This is a genomic window from Opitutaceae bacterium (genome assembly GCA_015075305.1).
Taxonomy (GTDB): Bacteria; Verrucomicrobiota; Verrucomicrobiia; order Opitutales; family Opitutaceae; genus UBA6669.
In genome coordinates, this window is the sequence record JABTUS010000002.1 from 193,985 (window position 1) to 215,470 (window position 21,486).

The window sequence follows — 21,486 nt, forward strand, 5'->3', positions numbered from 1 at the left end:
TGATTAGCAGTCGGGTGCGAAAACAAAAGTCACGGAGAGAGGAAGAACCGCAACCTGTCCAACCGAGGATTCGACGAAAGGAAAACCCGCCCACGAGCGAAGGCGGGGGCTTTTCAAGGCAGTGAGGCGATGGGCATCGGCAAGAACGAACGTGCCAGCAAACCCCGGGACAGTCGCGGCGGTTGCTACGTCCGCAGGCTGAAGAGTCAGATCGGTACCCTCGAACTGCGAGTGCCGTACGACCGTGGCAGGCTGTATTCCGCGAAGGAGTCCGCCCGTTTCCGGCGCCGCGAGAAAGTGCTGCTGCTCGCAATGCCCGAATCTTCCGCAGAAACGAATCACTGCTCGGCCTGGCTCGCATCATTCTCTTGTTGGTCGCGGACGCAGCTTTCCAGTTTGGCCAGCGTCTCATCGAATGATCCAGCCTCTGGCCGCCGGTGATCTGTGAGATATTAGTGTCAGAAATTGAGCGCCTAGATGTAGCGAGCTATCCGTGAACCTGACATGCTTCGCGTGCTTTCAAGGTTCTATCGATGTCGTGGCTGATCGGCCCATTTTGCGGTCGGCTCACGATTAATGGTTTCTCCACCTCCTATCCAAATCCCGAACGGGAATCTTGGTCACCTCCCATTAAAGATTTTTCCACCTCATTGCCTCCATGAATATCCACTATGTCTGGCTGCCTCGTTCGCTCGCATGCGGACTATTGCTTGTCGTCGCCCTGTCACCACTGGCCGCTCAAACCGTTCCCGCGGCCCCGTCCAAGCTTCCTCGTACCAGAAACGTTCCAAAACAGGATGAACTTGTTGTACGCAGCGAAACTGAAAACCTGCTTGATGAAACTCCACTCGTACTATCGCCATTCAGCGTGCAGGGCGACGCAGTGGTGGGCTACCAAGCCAAAACGACCCTGGCAAGTACGCGGCTTCGCACCAAGGTCGACGATGTAGGCACGGCCCTGCAAATCGTTACCGCGCAATTCCTCAAGGATACCGGCGCGACTGACAATCAGAGCCTGCTAAGCTATACCACGGGCACCGAGGTTGGAGGTTTTGCCGGAAACTTTGATGGAAACGTCAGGGGGGCGACGATCCTCGAGAATTCGTTGAGCCGACCCGATTTGAACACCCGCATTCGCGGACTTTCCCGCGCGGACAATACCAGGGAATTTGAATCGACTGACATCAAATGGGATTCCTACAACATTAGCTCCGTCGAGATCCAGCGTGGAGCGAACACAATCCTGTTTGGGTTGGGCAGTCCATCAGGTTTGATCAACGCCAGCCTCAAGCAGGCGGAATTCAGGAACGCAGGTGAAGTTTCGATTCGATTCGACGGCGAAGGAAGTATCCGCAGTACCTTGGATTTGAATCAGGTCATCCTGAAGGATCAACTGGGCTTGCGGGTCGACCTGCTAAAGGACAACAAGAAATACTATCAAAAACCTGCATTCAACAATGATGCTCGCGCTTTCGCGACCATTACATTTGCCCCGGAGATTCTGAACAGACGATCGGCGCACACGACGCTCCGGGTCAGCTACGAGAAAGGCAAAATCAAATCAGAAAACCCCCGTACTTTGGCGCCGGTGGACATGATCACGCCTTGGTTTAAGACCGGCACCTACACGGATCCCAACGGGAAGGTGACCAATAACCTCAACAAAACGACAGTTGATCTGAGATATGGAAATCTATATTTCGCGGACACGCCCGGTTCCGGGTTCGCGTTGACCTCGTCGCCCAACTATCAGCCCTGGATCGATAGCTTCTACCAAGGCAATTTCGCCTATTTCAGCGACCCAAATTCTGACCAGCAAACCGGGAAGTACATGATGTCGTCATTCTTCTATCTGGGAATGAACCATGGCATCGGAGCCAACGGCGCTATCGACGGGAACATCGGCGGTCAAAGCAATCAAACCATGCGAAACGTCGCGACAAACGCGTTTTGGGCCATTCAGGCAGGCGTTCCCTTTGCGAGCAATTACGTTCAAAGCAGTCTCAGTGACACGAGCATCTTTGATTTTTACAACAAGCTTATTGATGGTCCATCAAGACGCGAGGGACAGGATTTTGAAGCGATCAACGCCAACCTCAACCAGACATTCCTCAACAACCACATCGGACTTGAGGCGCGGTTCGACCGCCAACACTTTCATTCCAGCTATTCCAACCCCTATGGTGGCTCCCTGGCGGGTATCAACGTCGATCTCAATCGGTTTCTGACAGATGGATCGCCCAACCCAAATGTAGGACGCGCCTTTCTTCTTGGTGACTATCTATATGGTGGCAACGACAGCAATACAACCAGGCAGAGCTCGCGGTTGACCGCATTCCTTGACGGCAAGGCCGAAGACCTTCCATTTCTGGGGAAGGACAGTGTCATTGCCAGGATTCTCGGCCGCCATGTACTTACCGGAGTCATTTCGGAGAGCTCCAGGAATTCGCGCACAATAAGCGGAGCCTATTCGGCCCTCGCACCAACCGGAGGACAAAGCGATCCCAATGCCATCTTGGGGAACTCGCTGGATCCGTATCTTCGAATCAAGACAATAAGTTACCTGGGACCTGACATGAGAAGCCTCTCCACTGCCCAGGGATTGAATCTAAGTCCCGTAGGTGCGGCACGAAAACCAACATCCACTTCTCTGACAGTATTCGATTCAAAGTGGAATAGACCGGCCAACCCGGTCGCTGCGGGCTATGTAAATCCGGCGGATGCATGGTACAATCCCCTGCTTCGAACAAACTCCACCCAATCGGAAAATCCCGCCAACTATGTCGGATGGGTCACCTTGCCGGTTCAGCCCCTCTATTGGGACACCGACATGTACCGCCTCGCGACTCTCGGGTCCTTGGAAAAGCAGACTGTGGATTCAAAGGTCTTTGTCTGGCAAGGATACATGTTTGATGGCAATCTCATCCCGATCATCGGCTACCGCAGGGACACGGCAAAAGCCTATAGCAAGAGCGCTCCAACACTGTACAACTACGCTCAACTGGGAAGTCCCTCTTTTGTCCTGCCCGACGCCCCATTCAATACAGTCAAAGGCATCAACCGCACTTACAGCCTGGTAGCTCACACGCCCCAGTTCATTCGCAAGCATCTGCCGTGGGGAATGACATTCAGCGCTTTCGCCAACAAGTCCAAGGACTTCGAGCCAAGCGCAGGCCGGGTTGACATTCTGAACCAGCCACTGCCGGCACCATATGGGGAAACCGAGGACTATGGAATTACGGCTTCAGCGTTCAATGGTCGGCTCGCTCTCAAGGTCACCAAATTCAAGACTACCTCAGCCGGAGCAAGCAGTGGCCTAACTTACATGTGGGTCGCGGGCGCAGATGTCCAGCGAGCCTGGGTTCTTGCCAAACGCTACGAGGCGGGACTGAGCGGCAATCCAACTTATTCCGGTCCAACCTACAATATTGGAAAGTACGTCAATGGCGTGTATACCATCACGCCGGAAGACCGCTCGAGGCAGCAAGCGATGGTCCAAGCAACCCTTTCGTCACCCTTCATTAACAATCCGGTGTTCTGGAAGGCTTGGGATATGGAACTCGGTACACCCAAGGGACAGACAGACGCCAGATGGCAAAATCTGGATCTATCAATGACCATCCCACCCGGCATGACCGGCCTTCAGGATGAGGTGTCGGAAGGCTACGAAATTGAAATATATGCCAAACCGACCGACAATTGGGACGTCACTCTAAATGTGGCCAAGGTGACCGCCCAGAAGACCAATATTTTCACCGGCGGGGCAAATGGGGCGTTCTTGGCCGAAGGCGACAAGCTCTTTATTGACGGTCTGGTTGGCCAACTCCCTCGCTATACGGGTGATGCCCCTGTAACGCTCGGTGACCAATGGAAGCAATTGGTGTCAACTCCACTGCAGCAATTGAGGGCGCTCAACGGATCGAGCAATGCAGAGATCCGCCCATGGCGTTGCAATCTTGTCACGAGCTACAACTTCAGTGAGGGTTCCTTCAAGGGGACAAACATTGGACTCGGATATCAATGGCAGGACAAAGTTGTCATCGGTTATCCCTCGGTGTTCAAAACAGTCAATGGCGTGAAATCGGAAACTATCGATATCGCGAAGCCGTACTATGGACCTAGTGACGATAGCGTCAATCTATGGATCGGATACAGTCGAAAAATTACCAATAAAATTGCGTGGCACATCCAGGCAAACGTCACCAATATTCTGGGGAAAAACGAACTCATACCGATCAATGTCCAACCTGACGGAAGCCCCGGTGCTTTGCGCATCAAGTTGGGCCCCTCGTGGACGGTGACCAATTCGTTTAGTTTCTGACGACGATATCACATTCAGCGGATCTGAAAGCATTCCCCCCGCGGCTGCGCGTCAGTCGCAGGCAAGCCCCTGAAAGGCAAGTGCCCCCCGTGCGGCCTCGTCGACGACTGCTTCATCCAAGGCGCGGACTCCTCACGCAATAGTTTGCACGGGGCTCGTGTTGTCGCACGGGGGTGCGCGGGGCCTTCTTGGGCGCCCTCCCCTCCATGCGCCACGCATCTCCCTTCCTTCCCCTGGCCCCGGGTCGCACGTCCGTCCGCAAGCGCCCTGCCGTTTCTCCACGTTCGTGGTCGATCGCCCCCACCGCTCGCGCCGCCCTTGTCCTGGCGCTCGCACCCGTGGCCGCCATCGGCCAGGCTGTCGCTCCGGTGGCAACCGCCGCGCCTCCTCCCGAGGATGTGCAGGAACTGTCGCCCTTTGAGGTCCGGGCTGAAGAGGACAGCGGCTACACCGCACGGGACACTCTCGCCGGCAGCCGGCTCAAGACTGAACTGCGCAATGTCGCCTCCCAGATCCAGGTGATGACCCCCGAGTTTCTCCAGGATATCGGCACAGTGTCCGTGGAGGACGCCTTCCGCTACTCCATCAATGTCGAGAACGTCAGCGAATACACGGCCTATTCGTCCGGCGACTTCAACAACCGGGTCGTCAACCCAAGTTCCGACAACCGAATGCGCGGGCTGACCACCAGCAGCCGATCGCATGACTTCTTCGAGACTTCCATCTTTCTCGACAGCTACAACTCCGACCGCATCACATACTCGAGCGGCCCCAACGCCATCCTCTTTGGCGTGGGGAAGCCATCCGGCATCGTGGACATCAGCTTCAACCGGGCTCGCATCGGGCGCAACAGGTACTCCGTCCAGTTGCGCACCGACAACTACGACTCCCTGCGCACATCCATCGACATCGAGCGCACACTCATCCCAAATCGCCTCGCCATCCGCATCGACGCCCTGCAGCAGAACCAGAACACGTTCAGAACCTATTCCGGTGAAAACACCCGCCGGCTGTTCGGCGCGTTCACCTTCACCCCGTTCAAGAACACCACCATTCGCGGATGGATGGAGCATGCCGACATCCGCGCGAATCAGGCCCGCAACACCGTGTTCACGGATCGCGTGACCCCATGGATCAACGCCGGGCGCCCCATCTTCAACAACGGCACCGGCACCTCCGGCACGACACCCGTCCCGTCCGCCAATGACCCGCTCTTCCGTCGCTACACCACAACGCGCAATGTGTACGTCTTCGGCCAGTCCGCCGCCGATGTCCCCTTCATGGTTTGGGGTGCCAGTGCCAACCCCGTCACGAGTGCCACGGCCCGCTACTCGGTCACGACAAAGGGCCCCGGCGATCTCGCCGCGGATCCCGATGTCTATCCCTACAGCCTGAACGACTCCGGCATCTTTCCATTCGACGTCAATGTGCATGGCAACGGCACAACCAGCTGGATGCGCGGCCGGATCCTCGGAGCGACCGTGGAGCAGCGCATCGGACATGACCTCTTCATCGAGGCGAGTTTCAACAAGGAAAAAAACCGCTATGACTTCGTCGACCTCATGCGCGGCAACCAGAACTCGCTCTATGTCGACGCAAACCGGTTCCTGCCGGACCGCGTGACGCCAAATCCGAACGTCGGACGCTACTTTTTTGAAGGCAGCGGGCGCGGGGGCATCCGTCGCTTCGAGCGCGAGGAGGCCCGCGCAACCGTCGCCTACGAACTTGACCTGCGAAAGAGGAACGCATGGCTGGGTCACCATCGTTTCGGCCTGCTCGCGCAGCGCACCTACTCCGTCGACGGACAACCCGACAGCGACCTGCGCATTGTGCCTGATGGCGTCAATCCCGTGGACAACTGGACCAACGCCACTTACGCGTATCAATGGAGATCCTATGTCTCCAATCCGCAGGATCCCTCAACCGGCAACGTCTTCTACCTCAACCTACCCTTCGATCCGCTGAAGATAAACAAGATTCCTGGCTACACGATCTATGGTCCCGACAATCCGATTGGTTTGACGGCGCGTTCAACAAATCTGCGGAGCATCACGCTGCACGGTGCCGCATTCTCGATGCAGAGCACATTCCTGAAGGACCGGCTCGTGACAACCTGGGGGCTCCGGCGCGATAGGGTGACCAACTGGAGCGCCATCGACGAACCCGGACTGCTCGGCCGCCTAGGCTCCGGAGGGGCCAATTCCGCCTGGGCCTCCGTCATGGACATTCCAATAGGCACGCAGAATCAGAAGTTCTACTCTGGAAGCACCTACAGCGCCGGTGCGGTGCTCCACGTGACGGAGTCGGTCTCTGCGTTCTTCAATCGCTCAACAGGATGGAGCTCCGCTCCAGGCACCCGCTATCCTGACAACTCCCTTCTAAGCGGATCCAAGGGCGTGGGCACCGACTACGGCCTTCGCTTCAGCCTGCTCGACGGCCGGGTGAGCCTGCGCGTCAACCGCTACGTCAACACTTCGGGTCCCGACCAGTCGGACTTCCGCGTGCAATTGCGCAATCCCGTCAACGACATTGAGCTGATCATCGCAAATGCGACGGCGGCGGGCCTCATCAAACCCGCGCCACCGCCGACCACGTTCGTCACGGGGGCGGTCGCCACCTACGAGGTCACCTCGATGGCCGAGGCCACCGGCTACGAGTTCGAGCTGACGGCGAATCTCACGCGCAACTGGCGCTTCACGCTCAACGGTACGACCGGCGAGACGATCGAGTCGAAAATCGGCGCACAGTGGATCGACTACATTCACAGCCGGGTGAAGGTCTGGAGCGACAACGCCACCCTGACCGATCCGGAATCAACCTCTGCAACGACAATCCGCGACATCGCGCGCACCCTCATCAGCAACATCAATCTCATCAAACAGGCGGACGGCCGCACTACCGAACAGGCCCGCGGAAAGCGCCTGAATGTCGTCACCCGCTACACGCTCGATCACGGCAGGTTCAAGGGCGCATTCGCTGGTGCGGGATACCGCTGGCGCTCCCGCTCCGTTGTCGGCTACAAGTCACAGGTGCTCCCGAATGAATTTCCATTCGCGGGCATTCCCGACCAGATCGCCGTGCCCGACATCAATCTCCCCGTTTATGGCCGGCCCGTGAACGAGACCGAGCTCTTCTTCGGCTATTCGCGAAAACTCGGCCGCAAGGTCGAATGGCGCGCGCAGCTCAACATCCGAAACGTTTTCGACGACAATGGCATCATCCCGCAGCGGGCGAATTCCGTCGGTGCCGTGACTGTCTTCACAATCCCGGAGCCGCGTTCGTTCGTGCTCACCAACACGTTCTCCTTCTGAGCAGCAGCCTCGCGGCGCTGCGATCCATCATGCCCGAACACGCCGCCGCTTCCCCTGTGCAGCCGCAGGCGGCCCTCGAACCCAAGCCGCAGCGCGTGATGTCTGTCGATGTGCTGCGCGGGTTCGACATGTTCTGGATCATCGGCGGCGATCACCTCGTCAAGGCGCTGAACAAGATGGACGGCGGTCCGGTTGTCGCCGCGATCGCCTCCCAGCTCACGCACGCGAAGTGGCGGGGTTTCACCTTCTTCGATCTGATCTTTCCGCTGTTCCTGTTTCTCACCGGAGTGTCCATCGTTTACTCGATGGATCGTTTGCTCGCCTCGGCCGGCCGACGCGCGGCAATGATCCGCATTGCCCGGCGCAGCATCCTGCTGTTTGCGCTCGGTGTCATCTACTACGGCGGAGTTTCGCAGGGTTGGAGCGACATGCAGTGGGCCGGCGTGCTCCACCGGATAGCGCTCTGCTACTTTTTCGGTGCGACTCTTTACGTGCTGATGTCACGCCGCGGCATTGTTTTTGCCCTGCTCGCCTGTCTCATCGGCTACTGGGGGCTCCTCACCTTCGTGCCCGTGCCGGAGCTGCGTCTCGACAAGGCCGGCGTTGAGCAGCTCGCGGCCAGGGTCGGCAGCCATTCGCCTGCAGCGCTCGCCGCGGCGGTCCCTTCCACCGTTCGCGGCAGCTACGAGGAGGGACTCAACCTCACCCACTACCTCGATTTCCGCTATCTTCCCGGACACAAGCGCAACACCTACTACACCAACGAAGGCCTGCTCAGCACCATTCCCGCGGTAGCCACCACGCTCTTCGGCATCCTCGCAGGATGGATTCTGACGAGTCCCCGTCACGATGCCCGACGCAAGGCGCTCCTGCTGATCGCCGGCGGAGCGGCGTGCATCGTGGCTGGCGTGCTTTGGGGACAATCCTTCCCGATCATCAAGCGCATCTGGACCTCCTCTTACTGCCTGGTAGCCAGCGGCGCATCATCCGCCCTGCTCGGAGTGTTCTACCTGCTCATCGACGTGTGGCAGGTTCGCCGCTGGACCGCGCCTTTCCTCTGGATCGGCACCAATGCGCTGGTTGTTTACCTCGCCGTCAACCTGATCGACTTCGAGGCGATCTCCAAGCGACTCGTGGGCGGAGGCATCCAGGAATTCCTGGATTCATCCCTGACGCGCGGTGCAGGGGCGCTGCTCATTGCGCTGGTTGCGCTCCTGCTGCCGCTCCTCCTTGTCCGGTTTCTGTATCGCAACAAGATTCTCATCCGCCTTTAATCGGACGCACACCCGGACACAAATCATGCAGCCATTCCATCGCACGCCATCCGTTCCGCTTCTCGCATTCGCAGCGGTGTGTTTGTCGTTCTTCGCGCCTTCGCTCCACAGCGCGAAAATCAAGGAACGCTCGTTCACCGCCGATGAAGTTTTTGACTATGGAAAGAGGATTCTCTTCCAGGACAATTTCGGCACCGGCAGGTTTGGCCGGTGGAAGTTTTCCGAGAACGCCTCGTACAACATCGAGTCTCCGCACGCCGATCGACTGGCCATCGTCGACGCGCCCGGGCTCGGACCGGGACGCAAGGCGGCAAGGTTCGTCGTGCTTCGCGCGCCAAACTCCTTCCGCTCGGAGGTGGCCCTGCCCCACGAGACCGGCAGCCAGGAGCGCTGGTACGGCGAGCGCATCTTCATTCCGGAGGACTGGGTGATCGATGATGACAAGGGCGACGACATCGTGATGCAATGGCACGCGATACCGGGCAACTGGCGGTCCACATTTCCCAACCTGGCCATATCGATCAGCGGCGAAAAATGGTGGATCAAGCAGAACTACGGAGCCGCTCAGACCGAGCCCACGCGCACCACCTCCGCACTGACCGATCCTGTCAGACCCGGCGCCTGGGTGTCATTTGTCGTCCATGCAAAGTGGTCTGCGGAGAAGGACGGTTTCCTGAAAATCTGGAAGGACGGAGTCCTCGTGCATGATGTGAAGGGACCCAACATCTACACCACCATCGGCGTCGTCTATTCGCCCTATTTCAAGACGGGTATCTACCATCCGACATGGAATCTGAAGACTCCCGAGCGGCAGGCGGCCTTTGCACAGTCCGGTGGCAGGGCATCCAGGAAGATTATCTACGCGACCGACATCAAAATCGGCGGTGAAAACGCCCGGTACGAGGACATCGCTCCCGCTCCGCTGAAATCGTCAGACGCTCCCGCAAAGTGACGCCACTCGTCTTCCCTCAAAGGCTTCGGAATCATCGCAGCCACATTTCAAGGCGCGCCTCGACACGTCTCCTCCAATTTGTCCTTGGTCTTGCCACTCTGATTGCCGCTTCGTCCTTCGGCACCGCCGCACCCGCGCAGCGCCCCAATGTCCTGCTGATTCTCGCCGACAACTGGGCCTGGCCCAACGCCGGCGCTCTTGGCGATCCGCTTGCGCACACGCCAGCCTTTGACCGCATCGCGCGCGAGGGCGTGGTTTTCACGCACACCTTCAATCCCGTGCCATCCTGCTCGCCCACGCGATCCTGCCTGCTCACGGGTCGCATCGCGCACCAACTGGGTGAGCGCGCCAGCCTCTGGAGCGCATTCCCCAAGGACTCGCCGGTCATGACTGAAATTCTGAAGGCGGCCGGCTACGAAATCGGCTACAGTGGCAAGCCATGGGGGCCGGGAAATCACGAAATATCCGGCTGGAAGGACAATCCCGTCGGACCAAAGTACGCCAGCTTCGAGGAGTTCCTCTCACATTCCGGGTCAGCGAATCCGTTCTTTTTCTGGCTGGGAAACACGGATACCGCCACCAAGGGAGGGCGGCTGCCCTTCCTGGACAAGGCCACCGCTGTCATCAAGGCCTCGCAGATCGTCGTTCCCCCGGAGCTGCCCGACGCGCCGGAAACGCGGCGTGATCTTCTCAATTACTACGGCGGCGTGATGTCTCTCGACGAAACCGCCGCCCACGCCATCGCCCTGCTGGAAAAATCAGGTCAGCTCGACAACACCGTTGTCATCTACACCAGCGACAACGGCTGGCAGATGCCGCGCGGGCTCGCCAACTGCTACGACTCCGGTTCACGCGTACCGCTCGCCATCCGATGGGGCGCCCACCTGCGGCATGGGCGCCGGGTCGACCAGTTTGTGAACGTGGCCGAACTCGGGCCCACCATCCTCGAGCTCTGCGGTGTTCCACCACCGGCATCGATGACGCTGCACAGCGTCCGCAATCTGCTGCTCGGACTTCCGGATTCCACTCCCCGCGACGCCGCCTTCATCGAACGCGAGCGCCACGCCAATGTCCGCCACGACAACCTCAGCTACCCGATTCGCGCCATTCGCACGCGGGATTTCCTTTATATCCGCAACCTCCGGCCCGACCGCTGGCCAGCCGGAGATCCCGATGTCCTGTTTGTCCACGGGCGCCCCTACGGCGACGTCGACACCACCCTCACGAAGGACCTGCTGCTGCGCCACTTGAAGGATCCCGGCTACGCACGCTACATCTCCCTCATCTTCGACAAGCGGCCAGCCGAGGAGCTCTACGACCTATCCAAAGACCCGCACCAGATCGTGAATGTCGCCGGCCTTCCCGCCTATGAGAATCAGCAGGCCGCCCTGCGCCAGCGCCTCGATCGCTGGATGAACGAAACCCATGACCCGCGCGTTGATCCAGGGTACGATGCCTGGGACTTCTACCCGTACTACGGCAAACCGCCCAAACTCGACTGAGTGTCGGGCATCCGGCGAGCGGCGCCCGCGCGACGCGCCCCAGTCTGTCCAGCGGATTTGATCGGAACACGCCGCACAACCGCGGTCAACGCACTGCCCGTGCCGCGGTCGGATGCCGATCGATGTTCATCCCCGTCGCATTGATGGTTTGAATGCAGCGGGTGCAGCAGTCCGGTCGCCAGCACCGCTGCTCCCACAATCCCCGCATTGTTGCGCAATGCCGCGGGTACAAGCTCCGCACGATGGCGGAGGTGCCTGAAGAAGCGGGCGTGGTGCACAGCCTGGCCGCCGCCAAAGATGATGAGCTCGGGCCACACGAGGCGCTCCACCAGCTCCAAGAACTCGTTCACGCGCACGCACCAGACGGGCCAGCTCAGTTTTTCCGCGGCGCGTCTCGCCGCGGACGCATACAATTCCGCCCGGTCGCCATGCAGGGGCAGCCCGCCGAATTCGCATGGAATCACCACGCCGTCATGCGCCAGCGCCGAGCCAATGCCCGTGCCAAACGTGAGCACCAGCGTCTTTTCCGACCGGCCCCGGCCCGCGCCAAAGCGCATCTCCGCCCGCGCCGCAGCCTCCGCGTCATTCAGGATGACCACCGGACAGCCGGCCGCCCGAGAGAGCATCCGGGTGTCGACGCCCGCGGTTTCCGGATGCAGATTGTCCGACGTCACCACGCGCCCCTTCTGCACCACGCAGGGGAAACCGATCCCGACCGCAGCCGCGCGCCCAAAGCTCCGCGCCATCGTCGCAATCGCCGCCAGCAGTTGTCCCCTCGCAAGCGGGCGCGGTGTCGCCATCGCGCGCGGGTTTTCCAGCAGCCGCCCAGTGACAGGATCAACCGGCGCCGCTTTCAACGATGCGACCCCAATATCGATGCCGATGACATGCTCCGCGCTCATGCAATCTAGTGCGTGAAGAGGTGCGCGCCATCGAAGTTGTCTTTATCCCACGTGTTGACGTCGCCGTGGTAAAAATAGTGATCGATGCTGTCATCACCGGGGTTGAGTCGCGGGTCGTTGGTTGCGCGCATCCAGTCCATCACGCGCTGCTTCAGTGAGCTCTGAACCGCGGCATATTCCGGCTTGTCGGCGACATTGACCAGTTGGTCCGGATCCTTTCGAAGATCGTAAAGCTCCACGGCGGGCCGATGTTCGAAAGAGAGCTCAAAATAGCGCTGCATTCCGGGATCGTTCCGCTTGTTCATGAGAAACGTCTTGATCGGTCCGTTGTCGATGTCGCCATACGGTCCGACCGACTGGTGCTTCACCGGATCTCCCGCCGGCCAGCGGTCGGGTCGGAGATTGAGCAGCAGCAGGTAATCACGGGTACGGATCCCTCGAATCGGATAACCCAGATCTCCGGCGCGCACATTGGCATGGCGTTCGCGCTCGACGAAAACGGCGTCCCGCTTGACGGAATCCTTCTTCCCCTCGATCAGGCTCGCAAAGCTGCCGCACGTCATCGACGCCGGCACGGGCAGGCCGGTCAGTTCGAGCACGGTCGGCGCAAATTCGCTCAAATTTACGAAGCCATCGACCCTGCGTCCGCCGGCGATTGATCGACCCCACACCGCCATTGGAACCTTGAGTCCGTCGTCGTAGCAGTTCGCCAGCCCCCGCGGAATCTGCCATCCGTTGTCGCTGCAGCAGATCACGATGGTGTCCCTGGCAAGCCCATGCTTCTCCAACGCCTCCATGGCCGCACCAACCGCCTGATCGAATCGTCGCACGCCATTGTAGTACGCCAGCAGCGCGGCGCGGACCTCGGGTGTATCCGGCAGGTGCGAGGGAACCTTCACCGAGGCGGGATCAAGTCCCCTGGCCGCCTCGGCATGGTAGTCCCACTGCCCGATCGCGGTGTCGAGATTTCCGAGCCAGAAGAAGAACGGCTGTCCATCTGACCGTTGTTTCAAGAACGCGCCGAAATCGGCAAACCGGCGGCCAACGGGATTCTCCGCCCAGCCGCTGGCGACATAGTTGCCCGGCCCCCAGCCCTTGCCCGAGTAGCCCGTGACATAACCTGCGCGCCGCAGCAGATCCGACAGCAGCGGATACTCCGAGGGAAGCGAACTCCACAGATTCACCGCCTCTCCGAGCTGGTGGGCGTAGCGCCCCGCGAGCATGCTTGCGCGTGTCGGTGAGCAGGACGGCACGGGACAGAATGCATTGTCGAAATAGACGCCTTCGCGCGCGAGGCGGTCGAAATTGGGCGTGCGCACGGTGCGATCGCCCGCAAAGGAACTGTGCGGCGCGGCCCAGTTGTCGGCGAGGAGCAGAAGAATGTTGGGACGCCGCGGCTGCGCGCCGTCCGGGCCCGATGGCGCGGACCATCCCATGCCTGACCCGAAACACAGCCACCCCGCGAGAAGCATGCAGAATCGGACAAGAATTCGATCGTTCCGACGATCGAGGATCGGTGGGGGATGCGGAGCCATGGCTGTGAGGGCTGCAAGCGTCCGGAATTCGTTTGAAAAAACGAGGGGGCTCTTGTGCAAAGTATTGCATGCCGGGACCACGGACCAGCATGAACCAGTTGGCGAAGGCTGCGGGGGTGAGTGTGTCGACCGTCTCGCGGGCCTTGCGCAGCCAGTCCTCCATTCCGGAGGAGACGAGGCGTCGCATCCAGCAGCTGGCGGACAAGCTGGGATACAGGCCCGATCCGATGTTGAATGCGCTCTACTCGTATCGCCGTGGAATCACCAAGGCTGAATACCAGCCGACGCTCGGCATGGTCGCGACAAGCGCCGACTGGAAACTCAGCCTCGCCTGTCGTCTCTACCATGAGGGAGCCGGGCGCCGCGCGGAGGACCTCGGCTACCGGGTCGAGGTGTTTGTCGTCGAGCCCGGCAGACTCACTGCGCAGAGGCTCGCAGGCATACTGGAAACGCGTGGCATCCGCGGTGTCATGACCCTTCCGATCCTGGATGCCTCGGCGAACCTTGACCTGCTCCCGCAGAAATTCGTCGTCGTGGCGCTCGGTTACAAATTCCAGGCGTCGTCGATCAACCGGGTTTCGATCAATCATTTTTCTGCGATGGGCCAGGCCTTGGAGCAACTCGCCGCACTCGGGTACCGCAGACCCGGACTCGTGCTGCGCGCCGAGAGCCCCAGGATCGCGCCGACCGGCGTGACACACGTCGGCAAACTCTGGGAAGGCGGTTACCTGGCCGAACGCGCAAAACTTTTCCCCGAATTGGACATACCCGCCATCAAGACAGCCGATGCGCGCCACCTCAACGCCTGGTTGGGTCGATACTCTCCCGACGTCCTGATTTCGCAGGACCGCGATGTGCGCCGTCTGCTGGACCGTGCGAACACCGGCTTTCCAGTCGCCTACACGATGGTCGACGACGACACCACGCTGACCGGAATCCACCAGAATTCACTCCAAGTCGGGCGCCGCGCAGTCGATCTGCTGGTGGCGGAACTCTACCGCCCCGAAACAGAATCGTCCGCCGCCCCGGTGACCCTCCTGGTGGGCACAACTTGGAACAGTGGGACCGCCGCGTGCTTGGAACACACGCGCATGGGACACAAGCCATAGACACAATAGTGTCAGTCTTGGATATTCCTCGTCTCGGGGCCGGCTCCAAGGACTTCTCATGCGGACCGGGTCATGCACGGCCCATCTGATTTTCGAGGCACCAGAACCACAGGTTCTAGATAATGAATATCCTCGGGTCGAGCCAGACCACGAAGAAGTCGAAGCAGGCTTTGTCCAATGTGGCGACCATTCTCAAAAACCTGATGATCCACCGTGGTCAGAGGGGGGTCGCAGAAAGCCGAGGCGCTTGTGTTTCCATAGCCCGCAATTGAAACATCCATGCCAATTCTAAGCCCGCGTTCCCGGCAGGCTGCAATCGCACCAAACGCCATCGCATCGGTCGCGCAGATGATGGAAGTCGGCGGGTGTGCGCTGACCAGCAGCGAACGACAAAGGGCGTATCCGCTGGATTCGCTCAGCTCGCCGTTGAGCATCCTCAAGGAATCTACCGGCAATCGGCTCTCCTCGATGGCGCGGACATAACCCTGCTGGCGCAGCTGCGCGAAATAGTAGTGAAGGGGCCCGTTCAGCAACGCGATGCGTGCATGTCCGAATTCAATCTGACGCCGTGTGAGCAGGTAGAACGCCTTTTCGTTGTCGGTATCGACCCATGCGTACGGTTCGGTGTCGCCGGTTCGTCCATAGGTGACGAACGGAATCCCCGCCTTACGGGCGAGTTCCACCCGGGGATCCTCAATCCGGGTCCGGCCGATGATGAGTGCGTCGACCCAGCTTCCGCGCACCAAATTCTCATACAGGGCTGTTTCACGCGCCGGATCATTGCGGGTCTGAATCGTTGCGATCAAATGATAGCCCGCGTCCTCCAATTCAATCGCCGCCCCTCCCAGGAGACCGGAATAGACTGAGTCAACCCCATGATTTCCCTCGCTGACAGCGGGCAGAATCATTCCCACCGCCGATGTGGTTCCTGATTTCAGACGTCGTGCGCCCGGGTTGGGGCGATATCCGATCTCGGTCGCGCGTCTCCTGATGCGTTCCCGCGTTGCAGGAGAAACATCCTTATACCCATTCAACGCACGAGACACGGTTGAAATGGAAAGTCCCAAGTCGCGGGCTAGCGAAACGATCGACATGTGTATCCGAAATGGCCGCGTGCCAGTCTCCAACCTTCAGTTTCCGACCCAAAGGGGGTCCCCAAGGCGGAGACATGACAGCGTTGCCTCGTGGAGCGTCGACCCAACATCAGCGGATGAAAAGGAAATATTGACAAAAACCTTTTTGTGGCGGGAAATGCTCAAACACCCCTCTCTCATTCCCCGCGTTCAGCCATGTGATTTTTCGCATCGATCCGAAGCTCTGAATTTCTCATTTTCATAAACAAAAACGTTTTTGTTGAATTCGATCCCATCACCTTCATTCGACCCCCGCATCGATTGCGGTTACATCCTCGAACACCAGCTCGTCGAGCCCAAGGCCTATCATCCGCTTCTGCTCTCGAACGGCCATTGGGGCTTCTACAGCTCGATTCGTGGAAGCGATGCAAGCCTGGGACATATGGGCGGCTTGATCGATAGAACGCCCGAAGACGTGTCCCGTCCGGTCTCCCTTCCTGATTGGAACAACGCGGACTACTTCAATGGCTGCGCATGGCTCAACTCCAGCGAGCTTTCCGCCAACGTGCTTCGAAACTATCGGCAGATTTTGAACATGAAAGGGGGGGTCCTGGAAACCCGCTACGACTGGCACGATTCCAACGGCACAAGCTCAGTCGAATGCACAAGTCTTATCAGTCAGGCGCAACCCCATCTGGCGGCATCCCGCTTCAGCGTAACCCCGCATAGGTCCGGCCCCGCGCGTTTCCGGTTTTCGCTCGGCACAACTTGCAAGGAACCGGCTCGTCTGGCCCTGGCTCGACTCTCATGGGAGCAGCTCAAGGACGTGCTTGCCAATGGGGAGGCAACGATACCGTCCGGTGTTTCGCCAGACAAGCGCCCAGCTCCACCAACCGAGATCCTGACCTGGATGGACCTGCAGCTCGCCCTGGCCGCCGAAGGCAGGGCATTGCGCATCAACAGCCTCACCGCACCCTCACGCGCCGCCCTTTGGTATTCCGGCGTGGCGGATATCGAGCGGCTGCACGTCGACCAGGAACGCATGATCCTGTCATTGAAGGGCCGCGCACGGCATGGTGTGTCTTTTGGGCAGGCGCTGGCCGTGGATGTGCCAAGTGGCTTGGATATCCATGGGGTTCGATCATGGATCGATGGAGAATGCGCTTTTCTTGAGATCGACGCCCACCTGACAGCTGGAAGCCCCTGCTCCTTCGTCCGCCATGTCTCAGTGTCGCGCGAAGACTGGGATTTTTCCAAGGATGGCGACGTCGAGCGTGTCCACGACGCCCGCCAGCAAGGATGGGAACACGCGCTCGGCGCGCAGCGGGCTGAGTGGGAGCAACTATGGCGGGCCGACATCGAAGTGGACGGTGATCCGGATTTCCAACGCGTGATCCGTTCGGAAATCTTCCAACTCCTGCAAATCTCAACCCGGGACTATTTTGCCGGAGTCGGCGCCTGCGGAATTTCCTCCTCGTACTATGGCCATGTCTTCTGGGATGCGGATAGCTGGCTTTTTCCAGTCCTCCTGCTCCTTCATCCACAGCGCGCCCGAAATCTCGTTGAATTTCGCTTCCGCACGCTGACCTGGGCAAAGGCCAACGCCGAGCGCCAGGGTCTGCGTGGCGCAAAGTATCCATGGGAGTCGGATGCGGTGATGGGTACGGAGCAAACGCCTCACTTCGCCGGGGTGAACGGGGAGCGTGAGATCCTGTTGAATGGCTGCATCGCCATCGCCCAATGGCAGTACTTCATTGCGACGCAGGACCGTGAGTGGCTGCGCGATCGCGGCTTTCCCGTCATTGCCGCAACCGCCGACTTCTGGCTCAGCCGCGGGACGCGCGGCTCCAACGGCGAACAGTTCGACATTCTGGCCGTAACCTCGGTTGATGAAAAGTACACGCACGTGAACAATGAGGCGTTCACAAACGCTGTTGCTCGTCGAAATCTGGAAATTGCAACCCTGGCGGCCCGCGAACTTGCGCTTGAGCCCGACCCGTTGTGGCAGGCGGTCGGCACCCGCATCAATCCGCCATTCTCCGAGACCGAGAACCGTCACCGTGTCTTTGACGAGAACGTGCCGCATGACCGGCGCACCTGGATGGCAGGATCGCTGACATTTCTCAGTTCGCCCAGTCTCGATCACCCCATGTCGCGCGACGTGCGACAGAACAACTACCGCTACGCGCTGGAAAAAAACAACGCATTGTCGCCGGAACCCAACCAGATGATGCAAAGCATGCTGGCTGCTCACGCCGCACAGCTGGGGGACGGAGACGCCGCGCTGCACTGGCTCACCCATGGACAGGAGTCCTTTCTCAAACCCCCTTTCCTGCTGCGCAGTGAAACCGCGGGCAACAACTGCACCCATCACTACGCGGCCGGAAGCGGCTTTCTTCAAAGCGTGATCTTTGGATTCACGGGGCTGCGCATCTCCGATGACGGCCTGCAGGGCAGATACGCCCCGGTGCTTCCCTCCACCTGGCGCTCGTTGACTCTGCGGGGACTCCAGTTTCGTGGCGCACGTTTTGACATCGTGCTGTCGAGAAACCCATCGGGCCTCGTCACGCTCGACAGGCAACCCGGGACGGACGGGAAATCCGCAACGGATGCGTTTTCGGCGCTTGCCCGCAAGTCGTGCGAGGTGCTCGATGCGAACTGGAGGGACGGATACACGATTCCTTCCGCACGGCTCTATCCGTTCCAATGGAACTGGGACTCCGGTTTCATCGCCCTCGGCCTTGCCTGCCATCGGCCGGAACGGGCCGTCGCCGAAATCCGAAGCCTGCTCAAGGGACAATGGCGAAGCGGTCTGCTTCCACACATCGTGTTTCACCGCGATGACCCGAATTATTTTCCGGGGCCCGATGTCTGGGCGACGGACAACATTCCCGACGGTCCGCAGGGGGTGCGCACCTCTGGAATCGTTCAACCACCGGTTCTCGGCTTCGTCGTGGATCGCATCGCCTCAACCCCGATGGGAAGGACGCCTCTTTGGAATGCATTCGAAAGGGAAATCTTTCCGCAGCTTGTCGCCTTTCACCGCTATCTTTACGAGCACCGCGATCCCGGGCGGGAGGGATTGGTCTGCATCCGGCACAACTGGGAGGCCGGCACGGACAACTCCCCTCCATATGACACCGTTCTTGAGACAATCGACCCACGTCAGACACGCGATGTCACCGCGTTGCGGCGCGACCTGAGGAGCATTTCTGAGGGCCAGCGCCCGAGCCACGACAACTATCGCCGCTATATCCACCTCGTCGATCTGTTCGTTCGGTGCGGCTACCGTGAAAAGGCCATCGCGGATGAATCGCCGTTTCTCGTTCAGGACGTGCTGTTCAACTCACTGCTGGTCCGCTCAAACTCGGCCCTGATTGCGATGGGCAGGCGCCACGGCCTTGACACATCTGAACTCCAGCACTGGTCCGCGCGGACGATTGAGGCGATGAACCGCAAGCTGTGGGATGAACGTGACGGGTTCTACTATTCCTACGATCTGAGCGGGGAACGGCGGCTGCCCATCAAGACATCCTCGGGTTTCATGCCCCTGTTTGGAGGCGTTCCGAGCCAGGCCCAGGCAGCCAGACTGGCCGGCCACCTCCATGAATCGTTCATGCCGGGCAGGGACTGGCGCTTGTGCGCGTCAACGGCGCCATGCGAAACGTCATTTGATCCCATCAAATACTGGCGCGGACCCGTTTGGGTGAATCTCAACTGGATGCTCCATCATGGACTGAATCGATATGGTTTCCACAGCGCCGCTTCACGGGTGAAATCAGACACGCTGCGGCTTCTTTCGGAAGGCGGACTGTTTGAATATTTTGACCCAAGGCCCGGCGCCGCGCGCGGCCTCGGATCAGACAACTTTTCCTGGAGTGCGGCACTGGCGCTGGACCTGCTGCACAATCCCAACCCGCTCTGATCGATGAACGCACTCGATTACGGCCTGGTCGCCGCCTACTTCATTTCGATGATCTGGTTCGGATTCCGGTTCAGGCGGAGCCGCGGGGGAACCGAGTACTTTCTGGGTGGAAAGACGTTTGGAGCCTTCTCGTTGTCCATGTCCACGATGGCCACGCAGCTTTCGGCGATCAGCTTCATTTCAGCGCCTGCGTTTGTCGGTCTCAGGCCCGGAGGAGGAATGCACTGGCTCACGTTCGAATTCGGCGTCCCCCTCGCGATGGTCGCGATCATGATGATCATCGGACCAATGCTCTATCGATCGGGCGTCCTGAGCGTCTATTCGTTTCTGGAGAACCGATTCGACGGCACCTCCCGCATGCTTCTCGCCAGCTTGTTCGTGATCATGCGCACATTCGGCGCGGGCATCTCCATCGGCATGGTGTGCATGGTGCTTTCCACGATCACCGGAATGGCGTTCTGGAGCATGATGGGGCTGCTTGGCGCAATCACCGTCATCTACTCTCTCGAGGGAGGAATGAAGGCGATCGTTTACAGTGAAGTCGCCCAGATGATCATCAAGTTTCTCGGAATACTCGCAATTGTGGGGGCGGGATTCCACTACATCGGGGGCTGGGATGCCTTCGTTCAACACGTGGACCGCGGTCGCTTGCGCGTGGTTGATTTCTCCAACGTCGGATTCGACGGGCGCGAGTTTGGATTCTGGCCCATGCTGGTGGGGGGCTTCTTTCTCTACGTGTCCTACTACGGGACTGATCAGACACAGGCGCAGCGCATCCTTTCAGCAAAAGACGAGCCCACTGTGCGACGGCTGCTCTATTTCAACGGGCTGTTCCGCTTTCCCGTCGCGTTCTGCTACTGCATCGGCGGACTCGTGCTCGGAAGCTTCGCCTTGGCCAACGCCGGCTTCGCGGATCAGATACCGGCCGCCAAACCAGACATGATGATACCGGTCTTCGTGGCCGGCTATCTTCCCCATGGAGTCATCGGGATGATCGTGATTTCGCTGATCGCGGCCGGCATGTCATCCTACAGCTCGACCATCAACTCGGTGAGCGCTGTGGTGATGGAGGATTTCGTCACACGCTTCCGAGCCGTTCCACGGGACAAATACGTGAAATGGAGCAAGTGCGTGGCGCTCACATTCGGCATCCTGACCATGGCCCTGGGATTTCTTGCCGACCGTATTGCTCCAACCGCAATCGAGGCGATCAACAAGGTCGGGTCGCTTGTATACGGTCCGATCGCAGGAATCTTTCTGCTCGCGGCCTTGGGGTCCTGGGTCCGACCCGGAGCTGCAAACATCGGTGTCGTTGCGGGCGTGCTGGTCAATCTTTACCTGTGGCTGGCGTGCAAGCAGATCTTCTGGCTGTGGTGGAACGTCACAGGCGCCACGGTGACCGTGCTGCTTGGAGTCGCTCTAAGCATAGCCCTGCCGCGACATGCATCAACGCCGCTGGTGTTCGGCGGATTCCTGCGGCAGCAGCCAGGACGCGAAGGTGTGATCCTCCTGCTATATTTCGGCGCCATCCTGGCGCTATCCTTGGTTCTGCCACACTTGATCGCCGCTTCCTGATCCCACT

At 59.6% G+C, this 21,486-nt stretch carries 12 protein-coding genes; 9 read left to right on the plus strand and 3 right to left on the minus strand.

What is annotated here, in order from left to right:
* Positions 1-129 precede the first annotated feature (129 nt).
* The 6 genes from HS122_05290 (at position 130) to HS122_05315 (ending at position 11,360) form a co-directional block, all read left to right on the plus strand.
* The gene (locus tag HS122_05290) at positions 130-441 is read left to right on the plus strand and encodes a transposase (GenBank protein MBE7537807.1); all 312 of its coding nucleotides are present in this window, start codon (positions 130-132) and stop codon (positions 439-441) included.
* A 217-nt stretch (positions 442-658) separates the two neighbouring features.
* Positions 659-4,321, plus strand: a complete 3,663-nt coding sequence (locus HS122_05295; protein ID MBE7537808.1) for a TonB-dependent receptor plug domain-containing protein — start codon at positions 659-661, stop codon at positions 4,319-4,321.
* A 206-nt stretch (positions 4,322-4,527) separates the two neighbouring features.
* Positions 4,528-7,632, plus strand: a complete 3,105-nt coding sequence (locus tag HS122_05300) for a hypothetical protein (protein ID MBE7537809.1) — start codon at positions 4,528-4,530, stop codon at positions 7,630-7,632.
* Between the two features lie 128 nt (positions 7,633-7,760).
* A complete protein-coding gene (locus tag HS122_05305; GenBank protein MBE7537810.1) occupies positions 7,761-8,906 on the plus strand; it encodes a DUF5009 domain-containing protein in 1,146 nt (381 codons plus the stop codon).
* Positions 8,907-8,931: 25 nt separating this feature from the next.
* The gene (locus tag HS122_05310; protein MBE7537811.1) at positions 8,932-9,858 is read left to right on the plus strand and encodes a heparin lyase I family protein; all 927 of its coding nucleotides are present in this window, start codon (positions 8,932-8,934) and stop codon (positions 9,856-9,858) included.
* Positions 9,855-11,360, plus strand: a complete 1,506-nt coding sequence (locus HS122_05315) for a sulfatase (GenBank protein MBE7537812.1) — start codon at positions 9,855-9,857, stop codon at positions 11,358-11,360. The genes HS122_05310 and HS122_05315 overlap by 4 nt, the downstream gene beginning before the upstream one ends.
* Here HS122_05315 and HS122_05320 read toward each other — a convergent pair.
* A complete protein-coding gene (locus HS122_05320) occupies positions 11,333-12,262 on the minus strand; it encodes an ROK family protein (protein ID MBE7537813.1) in 930 nt (309 codons plus the stop codon). The genes HS122_05315 and HS122_05320 overlap by 28 nt on opposite strands.
* Positions 12,263-12,267: 5 nt before the next feature.
* Positions 12,268-13,797, minus strand: coding sequence for a sulfatase (locus HS122_05325; GenBank protein ID MBE7537814.1), 1,530 nt, complete (start codon positions 13,795-13,797; stop codon positions 12,268-12,270).
* Between the two features lie 68 nt (positions 13,798-13,865).
* Here HS122_05325 and HS122_05330 point away from each other — a divergent pair, with 68 nt between their 5' ends.
* Positions 13,866-14,906, plus strand: coding sequence for a LacI family DNA-binding transcriptional regulator (locus HS122_05330; GenBank protein MBE7537815.1), 1,041 nt, complete (start codon positions 13,866-13,868; stop codon positions 14,904-14,906).
* Between the two features lie 56 nt (positions 14,907-14,962).
* Here the strand turns inward: HS122_05330 and HS122_05335 are convergent, their stop codons facing one another.
* On the minus strand, positions 14,963-16,033 hold the full coding sequence (locus HS122_05335; protein ID MBE7537816.1) for a LacI family DNA-binding transcriptional regulator: 1,071 nt from the start codon (positions 16,031-16,033) through the stop codon (positions 14,963-14,965).
* A 226-nt stretch (positions 16,034-16,259) separates the two neighbouring features.
* Here HS122_05335 and HS122_05340 point away from each other — a divergent pair, with 226 nt between their 5' ends.
* Complete coding sequence (locus HS122_05340; protein ID MBE7537817.1) at positions 16,260-19,904, plus strand: hypothetical protein; 3,645 nt, start codon at positions 16,260-16,262, stop codon at positions 19,902-19,904.
* Between the two features lie 3 nt (positions 19,905-19,907).
* Positions 19,908-21,479, plus strand: a complete 1,572-nt coding sequence (locus HS122_05345; protein ID MBE7537818.1) for a sodium transporter — start codon at positions 19,908-19,910, stop codon at positions 21,477-21,479.
* Positions 21,480-21,486 lie beyond the last annotated feature (7 nt).

What these genes read in the sequence shown, in the direction of transcription:
- HS122_05310 (MBE7537811.1), top strand. Translation starts at nt 8,932, where the DNA reads ATGCAGCCATTCCATCGCACGCCATCCGTTCCGCTTCTCGCATTCGCA.
- HS122_05295 (MBE7537808.1), top strand. Translation starts at nt 659, where the DNA reads ATGAATATCCACTATGTCTGGCTGCCTCGTTCGCTCGCATGCGGACTA.
- HS122_05345 (MBE7537818.1), top strand. Translation starts at nt 19,908, where the DNA reads ATGAACGCACTCGATTACGGCCTGGTCGCCGCCTACTTCATTTCGATG.
- HS122_05320 (MBE7537813.1), bottom strand. Translation starts at nt 12,262, where the DNA reads ATGAGCGCGGAGCATGTCATCGGCATCGATATTGGGGTCGCATCGTTG.
- HS122_05305 (MBE7537810.1), top strand. Translation starts at nt 7,761, where the DNA reads ATGTTCTGGATCATCGGCGGCGATCACCTCGTCAAGGCGCTGAACAAG.
- HS122_05325 (MBE7537814.1), bottom strand. Translation starts at nt 13,797, where the DNA reads ATGGCTCCGCATCCCCCACCGATCCTCGATCGTCGGAACGATCGAATT.
- HS122_05330 (MBE7537815.1), top strand. Translation starts at nt 13,866, where the DNA reads ATGCCGGGACCACGGACCAGCATGAACCAGTTGGCGAAGGCTGCGGGG.
- HS122_05300 (MBE7537809.1), top strand. Translation starts at nt 4,528, where the DNA reads ATGCGCCACGCATCTCCCTTCCTTCCCCTGGCCCCGGGTCGCACGTCC.
- HS122_05290 (MBE7537807.1), top strand. Translation starts at nt 130, where the DNA reads ATGGGCATCGGCAAGAACGAACGTGCCAGCAAACCCCGGGACAGTCGC.